This window comes from Dietzia sp. Cai40, assembly GCF_014145165.1.
Taxonomy (GTDB): Bacteria; Actinomycetota; Actinomycetes; order Mycobacteriales; family Mycobacteriaceae; genus Dietzia; species Dietzia natronolimnaea.
On the sequence record NZ_JAALEB010000065.1, the window covers coordinates 1 to 14,755 of the forward strand.

Annotated in this window: 13 protein-coding genes and 1 tRNA gene; 4 read left to right on the forward strand and 10 right to left on the reverse strand. The window is 70.7% G+C overall.

The window, feature by feature from the left end; translation table 11 throughout:
• From G6022_RS03090 to glnT, 7 genes are all read right to left on the reverse strand, one after another.
• On the reverse strand, nucleotides 1–532 hold a 532-nt coding region (locus tag G6022_RS03090), incomplete at its 3' end, for an FAD-dependent oxidoreductase (RefSeq protein WP_182690999.1).
• 29 nt (nucleotides 533–561) lie between these two features.
• The gene (locus G6022_RS03095) at nucleotides 562–1,818 is read right to left on the reverse strand and encodes an allantoate amidohydrolase (protein WP_182615845.1); all 1,257 of its coding nucleotides are present in this window, start codon (nucleotides 1,816–1,818) and stop codon (nucleotides 562–564) included.
• Nucleotides 1,819–1,994: 176 nt separating this feature from the next.
• Nucleotides 1,995–2,651 (reverse strand): XRE family transcriptional regulator, encoded by a 657-nt coding sequence (locus G6022_RS03100; RefSeq protein WP_182615852.1) that lies wholly within the window; start codon nucleotides 2,649–2,651, stop codon nucleotides 1,995–1,997.
• Between the two features lie 96 nt (nucleotides 2,652–2,747).
• Nucleotides 2,748–4,130: an FMN-binding glutamate synthase family protein gene (locus G6022_RS03105; protein WP_241731028.1), complete on the reverse strand. Its 1,383-nt coding sequence runs from the start codon at nucleotides 4,128–4,130 to the stop codon at nucleotides 2,748–2,750.
• Between the two features lie 33 nt (nucleotides 4,131–4,163).
• Nucleotides 4,164–4,913: a protein glxC gene (locus G6022_RS03110; protein ID WP_182615846.1), complete on the reverse strand. Its 750-nt coding sequence runs from the start codon at nucleotides 4,911–4,913 to the stop codon at nucleotides 4,164–4,166.
• 50 nt (nucleotides 4,914–4,963) lie between these two features.
• Nucleotides 4,964–5,860, reverse strand: coding sequence for a glutamine amidotransferase (locus tag G6022_RS03115; RefSeq protein ID WP_182639217.1), 897 nt, complete (start codon nucleotides 5,858–5,860; stop codon nucleotides 4,964–4,966).
• Between the two features lie 76 nt (nucleotides 5,861–5,936).
• Nucleotides 5,937–7,229, reverse strand: a complete 1,293-nt coding sequence (glnT, locus tag G6022_RS03120) for a type III glutamate--ammonia ligase (RefSeq protein WP_241731029.1) — start codon at nucleotides 7,227–7,229, stop codon at nucleotides 5,937–5,939.
• A 404-nt stretch (nucleotides 7,230–7,633) separates the two neighbouring features.
• Here glnT and G6022_RS03125 point away from each other — a divergent pair, with 404 nt between their 5' ends.
• The gene (locus G6022_RS03125) at nucleotides 7,634–8,989 is read left to right on the forward strand and encodes an ammonium transporter (protein WP_182609419.1); all 1,356 of its coding nucleotides are present in this window, start codon (nucleotides 7,634–7,636) and stop codon (nucleotides 8,987–8,989) included.
• Nucleotides 8,990–9,083: 94 nt separating this feature from the next.
• On the opposite strand, the gene pntB is transcribed toward G6022_RS03125, so the two are convergent.
• From pntB to G6022_RS03140, 3 genes are all read right to left on the reverse strand, one after another.
• Nucleotides 9,084–10,508: a Re/Si-specific NAD(P)(+) transhydrogenase subunit beta gene (gene pntB / locus G6022_RS03130; RefSeq protein ID WP_179524038.1), complete on the reverse strand. Its 1,425-nt coding sequence runs from the start codon at nucleotides 10,506–10,508 to the stop codon at nucleotides 9,084–9,086.
• 4 nt (nucleotides 10,509–10,512) lie between these two features.
• Nucleotides 10,513–12,096 (reverse strand): Re/Si-specific NAD(P)(+) transhydrogenase subunit alpha, encoded by a 1,584-nt coding sequence (locus G6022_RS03135; RefSeq protein ID WP_182615856.1) that lies wholly within the window; start codon nucleotides 12,094–12,096, stop codon nucleotides 10,513–10,515.
• A 420-nt stretch (nucleotides 12,097–12,516) separates the two neighbouring features.
• Nucleotides 12,517–12,602 (reverse strand) — tRNA-Leu (locus G6022_RS03140).
• A gap of 189 nt (nucleotides 12,603–12,791) precedes the next feature.
• On the opposite strand from G6022_RS03140, the gene G6022_RS17115 reads away from it, so the two are divergent.
• The 3 genes from G6022_RS17115 to G6022_RS03155 form a co-directional block, all read left to right on the forward strand.
• Entirely contained in the window at nucleotides 12,792–13,670 is an 879-nt protein-coding gene (locus G6022_RS17115; protein ID WP_182615848.1) for an FhaA domain-containing protein, read from the forward strand.
• 87 nt (nucleotides 13,671–13,757) lie between these two features.
• Nucleotides 13,758–14,216 carry an FHA domain-containing protein gene (locus tag G6022_RS03150; RefSeq protein ID WP_107747200.1) on the forward strand — a complete coding sequence of 153 codons (459 nt, stop codon included), beginning with the start codon at nucleotides 13,758–13,760 and terminating at the stop codon, nucleotides 14,214–14,216.
• A partial coding sequence (locus G6022_RS03155) for a protein phosphatase 2C domain-containing protein (protein ID WP_182691001.1) occupies nucleotides 14,213–14,755 on the forward strand: 543 nt, incomplete at its 3' end. The genes G6022_RS03150 and G6022_RS03155, both read left to right, overlap by 4 nt.

The window sequence follows — 14,755 nt, forward strand, 5'->3', positions numbered from 1 at the left end:
GGACCCCACGCCGGCGGGCGGCGGCGCCGAAGGCCATCCCGGTCATGTACGCCTCGCCCCGACCACCGCGCGGCTCCCACGCCGCCGCCGCCACGTCGTCGACGTTCAGCCCGGGCCACAGCTCCGCCATCCGGTCCGGGGCGATGATCTCGGTCTCGATTCCCAGGCTCTGCTGCATGGCCACGTTCGCCCGGAGCGGGATCACGTTCTCCTCGCCCACGATCACGGCGTAGCCGCACTGACGGAAGGCCATGTCGTCGCCCAACAGCTCGGTCGCGTTCTCGAACACCGGGATGCTGTGCCAGCTCAGGGCCGCCATGGTGGGCGAACCGTAGTGGCAGCGGACGATGCCGCTGGACTTGCCGGTCATCCCGGAACACAGGGTGTCCTTCTCCACCACCAGTACGTCGGTCTCGCCGCGCTCGGTCAGGTTCCAGGCGATCGACAGCCCCTCGAGGCCGCCTCCGATGACGAGGAATTTCACTGTGTCGGTCCGCTGAGCTGTGTCGGTCGGGTGCGCTGTGCCGGTCATGGGGATCACTCTCTCGTGGTGCGTGGTGGTCAGGACGCGTCGGTCGCGGAGGTGTCATCGCAGGTGAGCAGGTCGGCCAGAACGTCGGCCAGGGCCTCGGCGCCCCGCTCGGCGTCGGCGTCCTCCACGTGCTCCTCCGGGGAATGCGACACCCCGGAGGGGTTGCGGACGAACAGCATGGCGGTGGGGACGTGCGCGGCCAGCACACCTGCGTCGTGGCCGGCCCCCGTGGCCAGGACGGGGACGCCGGGCAGATCGTCGAGCAGTCGGTCGCGGAACACCGGGTCGAAGGACACCGAACCGCTGAGCGACTCCTGCACGATCGTGCTCTCGCACCCCTCGTGCGCGGCGGCCATCGAGGCCGCCTCCGTGATCTCGTGGACGATCCGCGCGGTCACGGCGTCGTCGGGGTGCCGCACGTCCAGCCAGAGGTCGACCCTGGAGGCGATGACGTTGGTGCCGCCGGGGGTGGGCACGATCCGACCGACGGTGGCCCTGGCACCCCGGTACACGCGGGAGATCCGGCGGACGTCGAGGACGGTGCGGGAGGCCGGGATCATCGGGTCGCGGCGGTCCGCCAACAGCGTGGTGCCGGCGTGGTTGCCCTGGCCGGTGAAGGTCACCCGCCAGCGCCCGTGGCCGATGATCGACGAGGCCACCGCCACCGGGTTGCCCAGGTCGATCAGACCTCGGCCCTGTTCCACGTGGAGTTCCACGAATCGGCCGATCCGCCGCAGCGCCTCCTCGTCACGCCCCAGGCGCGCCGGATCCAGCCCGTTGGCCACGCACAGCTCGGCGTAGGTGGTGCCGTCGTCGTCGGTCAGTCCCGCGGCCGTGGCCGGGTCCATCGCCCCGGTGAGCAGCAGCGATCCCAGGCACGCCCGGCCGAACCTCGACCCCTCCTCCTCGGGGAAGACGGTCAGCGCCAGGGCCCGCCGCGGCCGCAGACCCCGGGCCCGGAGACGGTCGACCGCCACCAACGCCGAGGCCACGCCGAGAGGGCCGTCGAAGGCCCCTCCCCCGGGCACGGAGTCCAGGTGACTGCCGGTGACGACCGCGCCCTCCAGTGGATGGCCGGCCGGATTCCACCAGGCCCAGATGATCCCGTTGCGATCGGTCTCGGTGTCCAGGCCGCGCGCGGCCGCCTCGGCCAGGAACCACTCGCGCAGCTCCACCTCGGCCGCGGAGTAGACGGGGCGGCTGTATCCGCCCCTCGTCGGGTCGGTCCCGACGCCCGCGATCGCGGACATCAGCGAGGTGACGGTGGTGGTGACCGATGTGGTCATGACGGGCTCCTCGGGGTGCGGGAGGGTGGGGACGGTACGGGGGCGCCACGGCCGCGGTGGGGCGTGGGGAACGGGGCGCGGTGTGCTGTGCGCTGTGACGAGAAGCGCCGTGAACGGGGCGCCGGAGGAGGTGGTGTCGTGAGTGGTGGTGCCGCGGCTCCGCGGAACCGGGCGGGTCAGCCGTCGACGCCGTCCGGGTAGGCGGTCACCGAGAGGAACCGGATGGGTAGCTCGAGCATCGCCACCGGGCCGTGGACGCCCTCGCCGTCGAGGAGCAACGAGTCGCCCGGGCGGAGTCGGTACTCGGACTCGGCATGGTGGTAGATCATGTCGCCGGAGAGCATGTAGAGCAGCTCGGTGCCCGGGTGCTGGAAGCGGGGATGCGCCTCCGACTCGGCGGTCAGGGTCACCAGCACCGGCTCGATGCGCTTGTTGGACCCCCGCAGCGCACCGAGCAACTCGTAGTCGTGGCCCGCCGACGTGCCGCGGCCGACGATCGTGGCGCCCTGCCCGTCGGGGGTGAACACCGCGTCACGCCGGGTGTCCGCGCCGCGGAGCAACGAGGTCACCGGGACGTCGAGGCCGGTGGCGAGTTTGGCGAGCATGTTCAGCGAGCACGAGGTCTGCGCGTTCTCGATCTTGGAGAGCATCGCCTTGGAGATGCCGATCCGCTGGGACATCTCCGCGACCCCCAGGCCCTCGGCCAGGCGCAGCCTGCGGACGTGGAAACCGATGATGCGCTCGAGATCGTTGCCGGTGGGCACGTCCTCCGGGAGCTCACGCGGCGTCGCCTGGTGGACGACCCTCCGCGCGTCATCCCGGCCGACTCCCATGCCCTCGACGGTAGTCATCGTCTCGTCGCGGTGGAAGTGGGCACCCGTCGCCGGCGCGGGCCCGGTCGCGGTCCGGTCGTCCGACACGACGGTCACCTACAGTTCCCGTCCCGCGCGGCCGGGGATCCAGTCGGTCCCGGCCAACGGCACCCGCGCCATCGCGGCGGCCTCCATCGTCAACGCCACCAGGTCGTCGGGCTCCAGGTGGGTCAGGTGGGACTTTCCGCAGGCCCGGGCGATGGTCTGCGCCTCCATCGTGAGCACGTGCAGGTAGTTGGCGAGTCGCCGACCGGCGGCCTCCGGGTCCAGCCGACGTGCCAGTTCGGGGTCCTGGGTGGAGATCCCGGCCGGGTCGCGGCCGTCCTGGAAGTCGTCGTAGAACCCCGCCGCCGAGCCGAGTGCGCGGTACTCCTGCTCGTACCGGGGGTCGTTGTCCCCGAGCGCGATCAGTGCCGCCGTCCCGATCGCCACCGCGTCCGCGCCCAGGGCCATGGCCTTGGCCACGTCCGCGCCCGAGCGGATCCCCCCGGAGACGATCAGCTGCACCTTCCGGTGCAGGTCCATCTCCTGGAGGGCCTGCACGGCCTGCGGGATCGCGGCGAGGGTGGGGATGCCCACGTGCTCGATGAACACGTCCTGGGTGGCCGCGGTTCCGCCCTGCATGCCGTCCACGACCACCACGTCCGCACCGGCCTTCACCGCGAGCTTGACGTCGTAGTAGGTGCGGGTGGCGCCGACCTTGACGTACACCGGCTTCTCCCAGCCGGTGATCTCGCGCAGCTCGAGGATCTTGATGGCGAGGTCGTCGGGGCCCGTCCAGTCCGGGTGTCGGCAGGCCGAACGCTGGTCGATCCCCTTGGGCAGGGTCCGCATCTGCGCCACCCGGTCGGAGATCTTCTGCCCCAGGAGCATGCCGCCGCCACCGGGCTTGGCGCCCTGTCCCAGGACCACCTCGATGGCGTCGGCCTTGCGCAGGTCGACGGGGTTCATCCCGTAGCGCGAGGGCAGGTACTGGTAGACGAGCCTCGAGCTCTGGCCGCGCTCCTCCGCGGTCATCCCGCCGTCGCCGGTGGTCGTGGAGGTGCCCGCCGCGCTGGCCCCGCGACCGAGGGCCTCCTTGGCCTGCGCCGACAGGGCCCCGAAGCTCATCCCGGCGATGGTCACGGGGATGTCCAGGTGGAGGGGCCTCGAGGCGTGCCGGGTGCCCAGGGTGATGTCGGTGCCGCAGCGTTCGCGGTATCCCTCGAGCGGGTACCGGGACATCGAGGCGCCCAGGAACAGCAGGTCGTCGAAGTGCGGCACCGTGCGCTTGGCGCCCCAGCCGCGGATGTCGTAGATCCCGGTCGCGGCGGCGCGCTGGATCTCGTGGATCACCGGACGGGGGAACGTGGCGGACTCGCGCAGGGTCGGGTCGACGGTTCCTGTCGGGATCTGCGGGGGGGATGCCTGGTCGGTTCGGGTGTGTCCGTCGAAGGGCATGTCTGGCTCCTGTCGGGGAGGGTGGCGGGGCGGTCAGTAGGCGGAGGCGTTGTCCACGTCGAAGCTGTAGAGGGTGCGGGCGGAGCCGTAACGCCGGAACTCCGCGGTCGAGATCCCGGTGACGCCCGCCCGGTCGAGCAGCTCCCCGAGCTCGGTGTGGTGCTCGGACCGCATCTCCTTCTCGACGCAGTCGGCGCCGAGGGACTCGACCCGGCCCCGCACGTAGATGTGGACCTCGTAGAGGGAGTCGCCGAGGGCGTCACCGGCGTCGCCCAGGACGACCAGGCGCCCGGCCTGCCCCATGAAGCAGCTCATGTGGCCGATCGAACCGCCGACGACGATGTCCACCCCCTTCATCGAGATCCCGCACCGGGCGCCGGCGTCCCCCTCGATCACCAGCAGCCCGCCGTGGGCCGTCGCCCCGGCGGACTGGGAGGCCGACCCGGTGACCCGCACCGTCCCCGACATCATGTTCTCGGCCACCCCGACCCCCACGTTCCCGTTGACCGTCACGAGGGCGCCGTCGTTCATTCCCGCGGTGTAGTACCCGGTGGGGCCGTCGATCACGACCTCGTCCGGCTTCTCCAGGCCGACCGCGAGCGCGTGCGCCCCCCTGGGACCGGTGAGCAGGTATCTGCCGGTGCCGTCGGAGTCCTGGAGGATCCGGTTGGTCTCGCGCAACCCGGTCTTCCGGACGTCGATCACGTGCGGGGCGGTGGTCGGCGCGTCGCCGAGGGGTCCGAGCTCCTGCGGTGCGAAGGCCTGTTCCGGCGTGACGGTCATCGTTCTTCCTTCCTGGTGGGGTGCTGCGGTGCTGCGGTGGTGCCGGGGGTTCAGCGGCGCCAGTGGTACACGCGGCCCGGCTCGGGCTCGTAGAGGTGCGCCTGGTCGATGCCCGGCAGGTGCGCCATCGCCCGGTACTCCGAGGCCATGGCCACGTAGCGGTCGGTCTCGGCGATCACTGCGGGCTTGCAGGCGATCGGGTCTCGCACCACCGCGAACTCCTCGGCCGTGGACACCAGGAGGGTGTAGAAGCCGTCGAGGACGCCGGCCATCTCTGCCAGTGCCTGGTCGATCTCCGCACCGCGGGCGATCTGCTCCGCCACGAAGCGAGCGGCCACCTCGGTGTCGTTGAGGGTGTCGCAGTGGATGTCGCGGCGGGCCAGTTCGCGGCGCACCGAGGCGTGGTTGGAGAAGGACCCGTTGTGGACGATGCACTGGTCCGGACCCACGGAGAAGGGGTGCGAACCGGCCGGGGTGACGGCGGACTCGGTGGCCATGCGGGTGTGCCCGACGCCCTGCCATCCCGAGGCCCCCGGTAGGCCGAAACCCTCGGCCAGGTTCAGCGGCAGGCCGACGCCCTTGAGGACGGCGAGCTCGCTGCCCAGGCCGACCAGGACCACCTCCGGGACCGCGCTTCGAACGGCGGAGGCCAGGGTCTCGGGGTCGGTCCCGGCGGACAGGAGCACGGTGGCACCCAGCTCGCGTCCCGACACCTCGCAGCCCAGGTGGGTGCCGACACGCGAGGCCAGCGCCGGCGCGTCGACGCCGTCCGCCAGCACGGTGACGGTGGCCGATCCCGCCGGGGTCCAGTCGGGGTTGCCGTAGACGGCGACTCCGGCCGAGTCCGAACCGCGGTCGGTCATCTCACCGAGCATGGTGGTGAGCAGGTCGCCGAGCCGGGGTTCGAGCTCCGGGTCGCGCAGGTGGAGTCCGACGATGCCGCACATGGGGTTCTCCTGGTGAGGTCGAGGTGAGGGTGTGGAGGGAGTGGAGGCGGGCGGCCGTCAGGGCCGCCGCCGCGCGTCACAGCGCGGTGAGGTACTCGTCGATCTCCCACTGGGTGACGGTGTTGTGCCAGGAGATGAACTCCTCGCGCTTGAGGTCGGCGTAGTACGCGGCCACCCCGTCGCCACCGATGTCCAGTGCGGCGCGGACGACCTCGTCCCGGCCCATCTCCTCCACGGCGTGCAGCAGGGTCGGCGGCAGGGTGTGGGTGGCCTCGCCGACCGTGGCCGGCACGCCGGGGTCGAGTTCCCGCCGCACGCCGTCGAGGCCGGCGGCCAGTTGCACCGCCACGGCCAGGTAGGGGTTGGCCGAGCCGTCGCCTCCCCGGAGCTCGACGCGATTGCCGTCGGGGACGCGCAGGTAGTGCGTGCGGTCGTTACCGCCGTAGGTCGCGTCGGTGGGCGACCACGTGGCCCCCGACGCGGTCGTGCGCGCCCCAATACGTTTGTAGGAGTTGATGGTGGGGCACAGCACCGCGTGCATGCCGGCGGCGTGGGTGAGGACGCCCGCGATGAACGAGTACGCGGTGGGCGAGAGCCCCAGTCCGTACCGGTCGTCGCCGACCGCGGGGAACACCGGGTGTCCGTCGCGCCAGAGGGACATGTGCAGGTGCATCCCCGATCCGGTGCGGTCGGAGAACGGCTTGGGCATGAAGGTGGCGATCATGTCCCGCTGTTCGGCCAGCATGGAGATGATGTAGCGCAGCGTCATGACCCTGTCGGCGGTGACCATCGCCTCGTCGTAGGCGAAGTTCTGCTCGAACTGCCCGTTGCCGTCCTCGTGGTCGTTGGCGTAGTTGGCCCAGCCGAGCACGTTCATCGCGTCCGAGACCCCGGCGAGGTGCTCGAACATCCGCGTCACGCCCCGGGCGTCGTAGCACGGGTGGGACTCGTCGTCCTTGGGATCGGCGGTGCACAGCGACCCGTCGGCGTTCTTGCGGACCAGGAAATACTCGACCTCCGCCCCGACCTTGAGCTCGAGACCGTCGGTCGCGGCGTCCGCGAGCATCCGTCCCAGGATGACGCGCGGCGCGAAGCGCCACGGCTCCCCGCTCACCCAGGGGTCGCAGTGCACCAGGGCCAGTCCGGGTTTGATGAAGTCGAGGGTGGTGAAGGAGCGGGGGTCGGGGACGACGAGGAGGTCGGGGTCCCTGGGCTGTTGGCCGATCGCGTCGGCGGCGTACCCGGCGAAGCCCAGCTCCCCGGCCTCCAGTTGGTCGACCGCGGAGGCCGGGACGAGCTTGGCGCACGGCTTGCCCCGGAGGTTGGTGAACACGGCCAGGACGAATCGCGTCCCGGTGTCCGCGACCATCCGGGCGAGGGTGCCGGGCGCGCTCTCGGCCTCCCGGGCGGCGTCGAGCGTCGGGAACGACGACCGCCTGCTCTCGCCGTTCGCACGGTCGGCGACCCCGACGGAGGGGTCTGCGGTGACTGTCATGACGTCTCCTGATCCGAGGGTTTCTGCGTGGTGGTCATAATGTACTGCTGTTAAACCTGCGGCTGGTTACCGCGATGTAACGGGATTCGGCAGGCGAAAAGCCGCGTCTAACTGCGTACTTCGCTGCGTTCTCGACTCAGGGCGCGGTTCGCCCCCGCGGCGGTAACCGAATGGAAACGATCGCGGTACCTGCCAGTAAGCAACACCGGATCACACTGTGAAACGCACGGTCCCCACGTCGCCCCGCCCGGGAGTGGCCTCACAGAGAAGAGAGAAACATGGACGTAGCCATAGCGGCGGCCGACACCGCCTGGGTGCTCGCGGCCATGGTCGCGGTGGCCTTCATGGTCCCCGGCCTGGCCCTGTTCTACGGCGGCATGGTCAGCATCCGCAGCACGCTCAACATGATGATGATGACGATCGGCGCGGTCGCCGTGATGGCCGTGCTGTGGGTCCTCTTCGGCTACTCGCTGACCTTCGGCGACTCGGTCGGGGGCGCCGGTGTGCTGGGCGATCCGCTCGAGTACCTGGGCCTGAGGGGCATCATGGCCGAGCCCGAGACGCCAGGCCTGCCGCCCGCCCTGTTCGCCGGGTTCCTCCTGCTCTTCGCGGGGATCACCGTCGCCCTCGTGGCCGGCGGGGTGGCGGACCGTATGCGCTTCTCCACCTGGCTGGTCTTCGCCATCGTGTGGCCGGTACTGGTGTTCTTCCCCGTGGCCCACTGGGTGTTCGCCTTCGACTCCGACGACGGGTCGGTCACGGGTGGGTGGATCGCCAACAACCTGGGGGCCATCGACCTCGCGGGCGGCACCGCCATCCACATCAACGCCGGTGTCGCGACGCTCGCGCTGGTGCTCGTGCTCGGTCGACGAACCGGCTTCCCCACGATCAGCAGACCGCACAGCGTTCCCCTGACGTTCCTCGGCGCCGGCATGCTGTTCGCCGGCTGGATCGGCTTCAACGCCGGCTCCGCCGTCGCCGCGGGCAACACGGCTGCGGTGGCCGCGCTCAACACCGTGGTCGCCGGACTGTGTGGCGCGCTGGCCTGGATGATCACCGAGCAGGTCCGCGCCAAGCACCCCACGACTCTGGGAGTGGCCTCCGGGCTCGTGGCCGGTCTGGTGGGCATCACCCCGGCCGCCGCCGCGGTCAGCCCGCTCGGTGCCATCGCGATCGGCCTGATCTGCGGCGTGGTCTGCCACTACGCGGTGGGCCTGAAGTACCGCCTCGGCTACGACGACTCGCTCGACGTGGCCGGGCTACACATGGTCGCGGGCATCATCGGCACGCTGCTCATCGGTGTGATCGCCGATCCCGCCTCCCCCGTCGGCGAGGCCGGACTGCTGTTCGGCGGCGGGTTCGGGCAGCTCGGGGCCCAGGCCCTGGCCACGGCGGCGGTGCTGGCCTACTCCTTCACCGTCACGCTGCTCATCGCCTTCGTCCTGGACAAGACGATGGGCCTGCGGGTCACCGAGGAGGACGAGCGGGAGGGCCTGGACAAGGCCTACCACCGCGAGATGGCCTACTTCCAGGACGCCCTCGAGGGCGATGGGCTCGGCACCGACGCCGTGGTCGTCACAGGGAAAGAGGAGCCGGAGGCGGCCACCGCGGCCCCGCCCACCTCCTCGACCTAGTCAACCTGATCGACCGTTCCACCCGAACAGTGACGAGGAGGCGGTCCCGCGTGGGACCGCCTCCTCGTCGTCGTACCGGGTTATCCGGCCGGTTCTAGCGGCCCACCCCGACCGGCTGCTCCTTGAGCGCGCCCAGGATGTCGTCGACACGGTCCTTGGCGTCGCCGAACAGCATCTGCGTGTTGTCGCGGAAGAACAACGGGTTCTGCACGCCGGCGTATCCGGCGGCCATGGACCGCTTGAACACGACCACATCGGCGGCCTCCCACACGTGGAGCACGGGCATGCCGGCGATCGGGCTGCCCGGGTCCTCGGCGGCGTCCGGGTTGACGGTGTCGTTGGCGCCGATCACCAGGACCACGTCGGTGTCGGCGAAGTCGTCGTTGATCTCGTCGAGCTCGAACACGATGTCGTACGGCACCTTGGCCTCGGCGAGCAGCACGTTCATGTGCCCGGGCAGACGACCGGCGACGGGGTGCACGGCGAAGCGGACGTCGACGCCCCGCTCGCGCAGGGTGCGGGTGAGATCTGCGACGGGGTACTGCGCCTGCGCCACGGCCATGCCGTAGCCCGGGGCGATGATCACCTTCGAGGCGCCCGCCAGCAGCTCGGCGGCGCCGGCGACGTCGATCTCGCTGTGCTCCCCGTGGTCCTTGCCCTCGCCCGAGGCGGCCTCGATGCCGAAGCCCCCCAGGATGACGGAGAAGAACGACCGGTTCATGGCCTTGCACATGATGTAGGACAGGTAGGCGCCCGACGAGCCGACCAGTGCGCCGGTGACGATGAGCAGGTCGTTGCCGAGCAGGAAGCCCGTCGCGGCGGCGGCCCACCCGGAGTACGAGTTGAGCATCGAGACCACGACCGGCATGTCGCCGCCGCCGATGCTTGCCACGAGGTGCCAGCCCAGGGCCAGCGCCAGCACCGTGACCAGCGCGAGCATCCACAGTGCCGGGCTGATGACGAACGCCGCGGTGAGCGCGATGAACGCCACCAGGATCCCGGCGTTGATGAGGTTCTTGCCCGGCAGCACCAGCGGCGCGGACTTCATCTTCCCCGAGAGCTTGAGGTAGGCCACGATCGAGCCGGTGAAGGTGATGGCGCCGATGAACACGCCGATGAACACCTCCGCGTGGTGGATGTCCAGCAGCGAGCCGGTGAGCTCACCGTGCAGTTCGGGCTCGAGGTAACCGTTCCAGCCCACCAGCACCGCGGCCAGGCCCACGAAGGAGTGGAGCAGGGCGATCAGCTCGGGCATCTCGGTCATCTGCACCCGGCGGGCGCGCAGCAGCCCGAGGGTCGCGCCGATCAGCACCGCCACCACCATGAGGACGATCCCGATGGTGGCGGGCTGGTGGTCGATCACCAGCGCGACGGTGGCCAGGAGCGCCAGCGCCATGCCGGCGATGCCGAAGCTCAGGCCCCGACGGGCGGTCTCGTGCTTGGACAGGCCGGCCAGGGACATGATGAACAGCAGCGCGGCGACGAGGTAGGCCGCGTTGGCGGCGGTCACGAGTGACATCTACTCAGGCTCCCTTCGAGAACATGCCGAGCATGCGGCGCGTCACGGCGAAGCCGCCGAAGACGTTGATGGACGCGACGAGGATCGCGATGGTGGCCAGGACCAGGCCGGCGGTGTTGTCGATCCCGATCTGCAGGAGCGCGCCCACGACGATCACACCGGAGATCGCGTTGGTCACCGACATGAGCGGTGTGTGCAGCGCGTGGTGGACGTTGCCGATCACGTAGTAGCCGATCACGATCGCCAGGACGAACACGGTGATGTGGCGCGGGATGTCACCCGGCGCGACGGCCGTGAGCAGGAGTAGCACCGCCATGCCCACGGCGATCAGTCCGAGCCTGGCGCCGGGAGACATCTTCTTCTTCTCCGCGCGCGGCTCGAGCGGAGCGGCAGCCGCCGCCGCGGGGGCGGCGCTGACCTGAACCGGCGGGGGCGGCCACATGACCTCGCCGCCCTTGGCCACGGTCACCCCGCGTTGGACGACGTCGTCCAGATCCAGCGCCCACCGACCGTCCTTCTCCGGGGTGACGAGCTTGGTGAGGTTGACCAGGTTGGTGCCGTACAACTGCGATGCCTGTGCGGGCAGGCGCCCGGCGAGATCGGTGTACCCGATGATCGTCACGCCGTTCTCGGTCACCACGACCTCGTCGGCGACGCTGCCCTCGACGTTGCCGCCCTGGGCGGCGGCCATGTCCACGATGACCGAGCCGCGCTTCATCGACGCCACATCCGCGGCGGTGAGCAGGCGCGGGGCCGCCCGGCCCGGGATCAGCGCGGTGGTGATGACAATGTCCACGTCGGCCGCCTGGGCCGAGTACAGGGCCGCGGCGGCGCGGTCGTAGGCCTCGCTGGTGGCCTTGGCGTAGCCGTCCGTGGAGACGACCTTCTCCTCGTCCGGGACCTCGACGGGCAGGTATTCGCCGCCGATCGACCCCACCTGGTCGGCCACCTCGGGCCGCGGATCGGTGGCGCGGACGATCGCCCCGAGGCTGCTGGCCGCACCGATCGCCGCCAGACCGGCGACCCCAGCCCCGGCCACCAGCACCTTGGCCGGCGGGACCTTGCCCGCCGCGGTGACCTGTCCGGTGAAGAACCGGCCGAAGTGGTGGGCGGCCTCGATCACGGCGCGGTAGCCGGCGATGTTGGCCATGGAGCTGAGCACGTCCATCGACTGGGCCCGGGAGATCCGCGGGACCGCGTCCATCGCCAGTGCGGTGACCCCGCGCTCGGCCAGGACGGACAGCAACCGCTCGTTCTGGGCGGGCGCCAGGAGTCCCACGAGGGTCGCACCGGACCGCATCCGGGCCACCTCGGACTCCGTGGGCACCGCGACCTTCAACACGACGTCGCTCGACCAGGCCTCGTCACCCTCCACCAGGTCGGCACCCGACTCGGCGTAGGCCGCGTCCGAGAATTCGGCGCGCGTTCCCGCCCCGTTCTCCACCACGACCCGGTAGCCCAGGCCGATCAACTTCGCGACGGTCGCCGGGGTGGCGGCCACCCGCCTCTCCGCGGGATCGGACTCGGCGACCACGCCGATCACCGAGGGGGCGTCCGCGGTGTCCCGGATGTCGGTCTCCGGGGTCATATCGGGGATCTCTTCGAGGCTCGAGGCCATGTGGGGGTTCCTTCGACAGCGTTGTGGAGAGCCGACGCGCGTGCACCGACCCAGACAATGTCCGTTCATTACATCGTGTTCGGGACCCGGGGTGGGATCGTCCGCTGATCGCGTCGGGCACCGATGGGGATCCGAGCTGTGGGATGCGGGCTCACGGGTGGCGCGGGCGAGAGGGTGATCTCTGCTCCGTCCACCATGAGGACGTTGCTCTCCGGTCCGTCGGCATGGTGGCGCCGACCTCCGGGAGAACTTCCGCGTGAGCCTACGTCACGCCGATTATTGAACCCGATTCAGGTGACGTGTGCAACGCCCGCGCCCCACTCCCCGGCCCGAAATGCGAAGAGCCGGCCTCTCGGCCGGCTCACGGGTGCACCCTCGGCTGCACTCGGCTGGTGGGCGAAGGGGGACTTGAACCCCCACGTCCCGAAGGACACTGGCACCTGAAGCCAGCGCGTCTGCCATTCCGCCACTCGCCCGAGTAACGCCCGAATACGTTAACACGCGCCACACCGGCCGTACCAATCCGCTGGTGGAGCCTCACCCCGCGACCTCCGGGGATGCGGGACACGTGCTTCGGGCCGCCCCCGCCTCTATGATCGACCGGATGCCGCCGACACGCGCGGCGGCCGGACGTCCGGACACGTACCAGGGAAGAGGAGGCGCTCGTGGGAATCGTCGGCAAGTTCGAACGCACACTCCAGGGCGCGGTCGGGGACGCCTTCGCCCGTCTCTTCGGCGGCAAGGTGGTGGCGGCCGAGGTGGAGGCGCAGCTGCGGAAGCAGTCCGAGGCCTCTCTCAAGGTGGTCGACGGTCACCTGCTGGTCTCCAACAGCTACACCATCACCCTCGCCCGGTCGGACTACGCGTCCTTCACGGAGGACGAGGCCCTGGCCGTCAAGACCTTCTCCCGCCATCTCTCGGACCACATCGCGGAGCAGGGCTGGGAAACCTACGGCCCGGTCACCGTCACCTTCGTCGAACGCGACGACCTGCACACCGGGCAGATGCGGATCAACGGGGTCGTGGACCCCGACGCCGTCCCGTTCCACATCTCGGCCGCCGCGCCGGCACCGGCACCGGGCCATCCGGCTCCGTCGTCGCCGTCCCCCGCGTCGCCGGGCGCCAGTCAGGAGAAGAACCCCATGCAGGCACCCGCCTCCAACTACCCCGTCGCCACCCGGTCCGGGTCCGCAGGCCAGAACACCGGCTGGGGTGGCCCGTCCGACGCCCCGACGCAGATCACCCAGGGTCGGGCCTCGCTCACGGTGACACTGCACCTCGAGGACGGATCCGGGCGCACCTTCCGCCTCCAGCGCGGCTCCAACCTGCTCGGCCGCGGCCAGGACGCGGCCTTCCGCCTCCCTGACACCGGGGTGTCCCGGCAGCACGCGGACATCCGGTTCGACGGCCGCGAGGCGGTCCTGACCGACCTGGGCTCCACCAACGGGACCACGGTCAACGAGGGCCCCGTTCAGGACTGGCAGCTGGCGGACGGCGACGTGATCCGCGTCGGACACTCGGAGATAACCGTCCGGTTCGACTAGCCTCGACAGGCATGGACCCCCGGGAACCTCCGGGGGCGATCACACGTTGCCCGAGGTGACCTGACCGGAGAGGGGAGGACCGAACTCGTGCAGGGACTCGTCCTACAACTCTCGCGTGGCCTCCTCCTGGTGCTGTTGTGGCTGTTCATCTACCTCGTCCTGCGGGCGCTGAAGACCGACGTCTTCGGCAACGTCGGGATGCGGTCGGGCGGCCAGGGTGAGCGCCGGGGCGGCTTCCTCGGCCGCGGCACCAAGGCGATCCGCCACCTCGTCGTCACCCAGGGCGCCCTCGCCGGGACCCGCATCACGCTGTCCGAACAGCCGGTCCTGCTCGGCCGGGCCGACTCGTGCACCCTGGTGATCGACGACGACTACGCATCCAACCAACACGCCAGGCTGTCGCCCCACGGGCCGGACTGGTTCCTGGAGGACCTCGGTTCGACCAACGGCACCTATCTGGACAGGACGCGGGTGACGACCCCGGTCAAGGTGGCCGCCGGCACGCCGATCCGGATCGGCAAGACCGTGATCGAGCTGCGCGCGTGACCCCCGCGCTCAGTTACGCCGCCCGCTCCCACACGGGGATGGTGCGGGACAACAACGAGGACTCCGCGTACGCCGCGCCCCGGGTCCTCGTGCTGGCCGACGGCATGGGTGGCCACGCCGCGGGCGAGTTGGCCAGCCAGATCATGGTCGCGACCCTGGCCAAGCTCGACGAGGACCAACCGGGGTCGGACCTCGCCGGCGCGCTCAGCCGGGCAATGCACGAGGGCAACCAGGCGATCGCCGCGCACGTCGAGGCGCATCCCGAGGCCGAGGGCATGGGCTGCACCCTCACCGCCCTGCTCTTCGACGGCCGGCGCATGGGACTGCTCCACGTCGGCGACTCGCGCGCCTACCTGCTCCGCGACGACGTCCTCACGCAGATCACCAAGGACGACACCTTCGTCCAGTCGCTCGTCGACCGCGGCGAGCTCACCGCCGAGGAAGCGCACGTGCACCCGCGGCGCTCGCTCATCCTCAAGGCGCTCACCGGAGATCCCGTCGAGCCCACCACCGCCGTCCGGGAGGCACGGGTCGGCGAC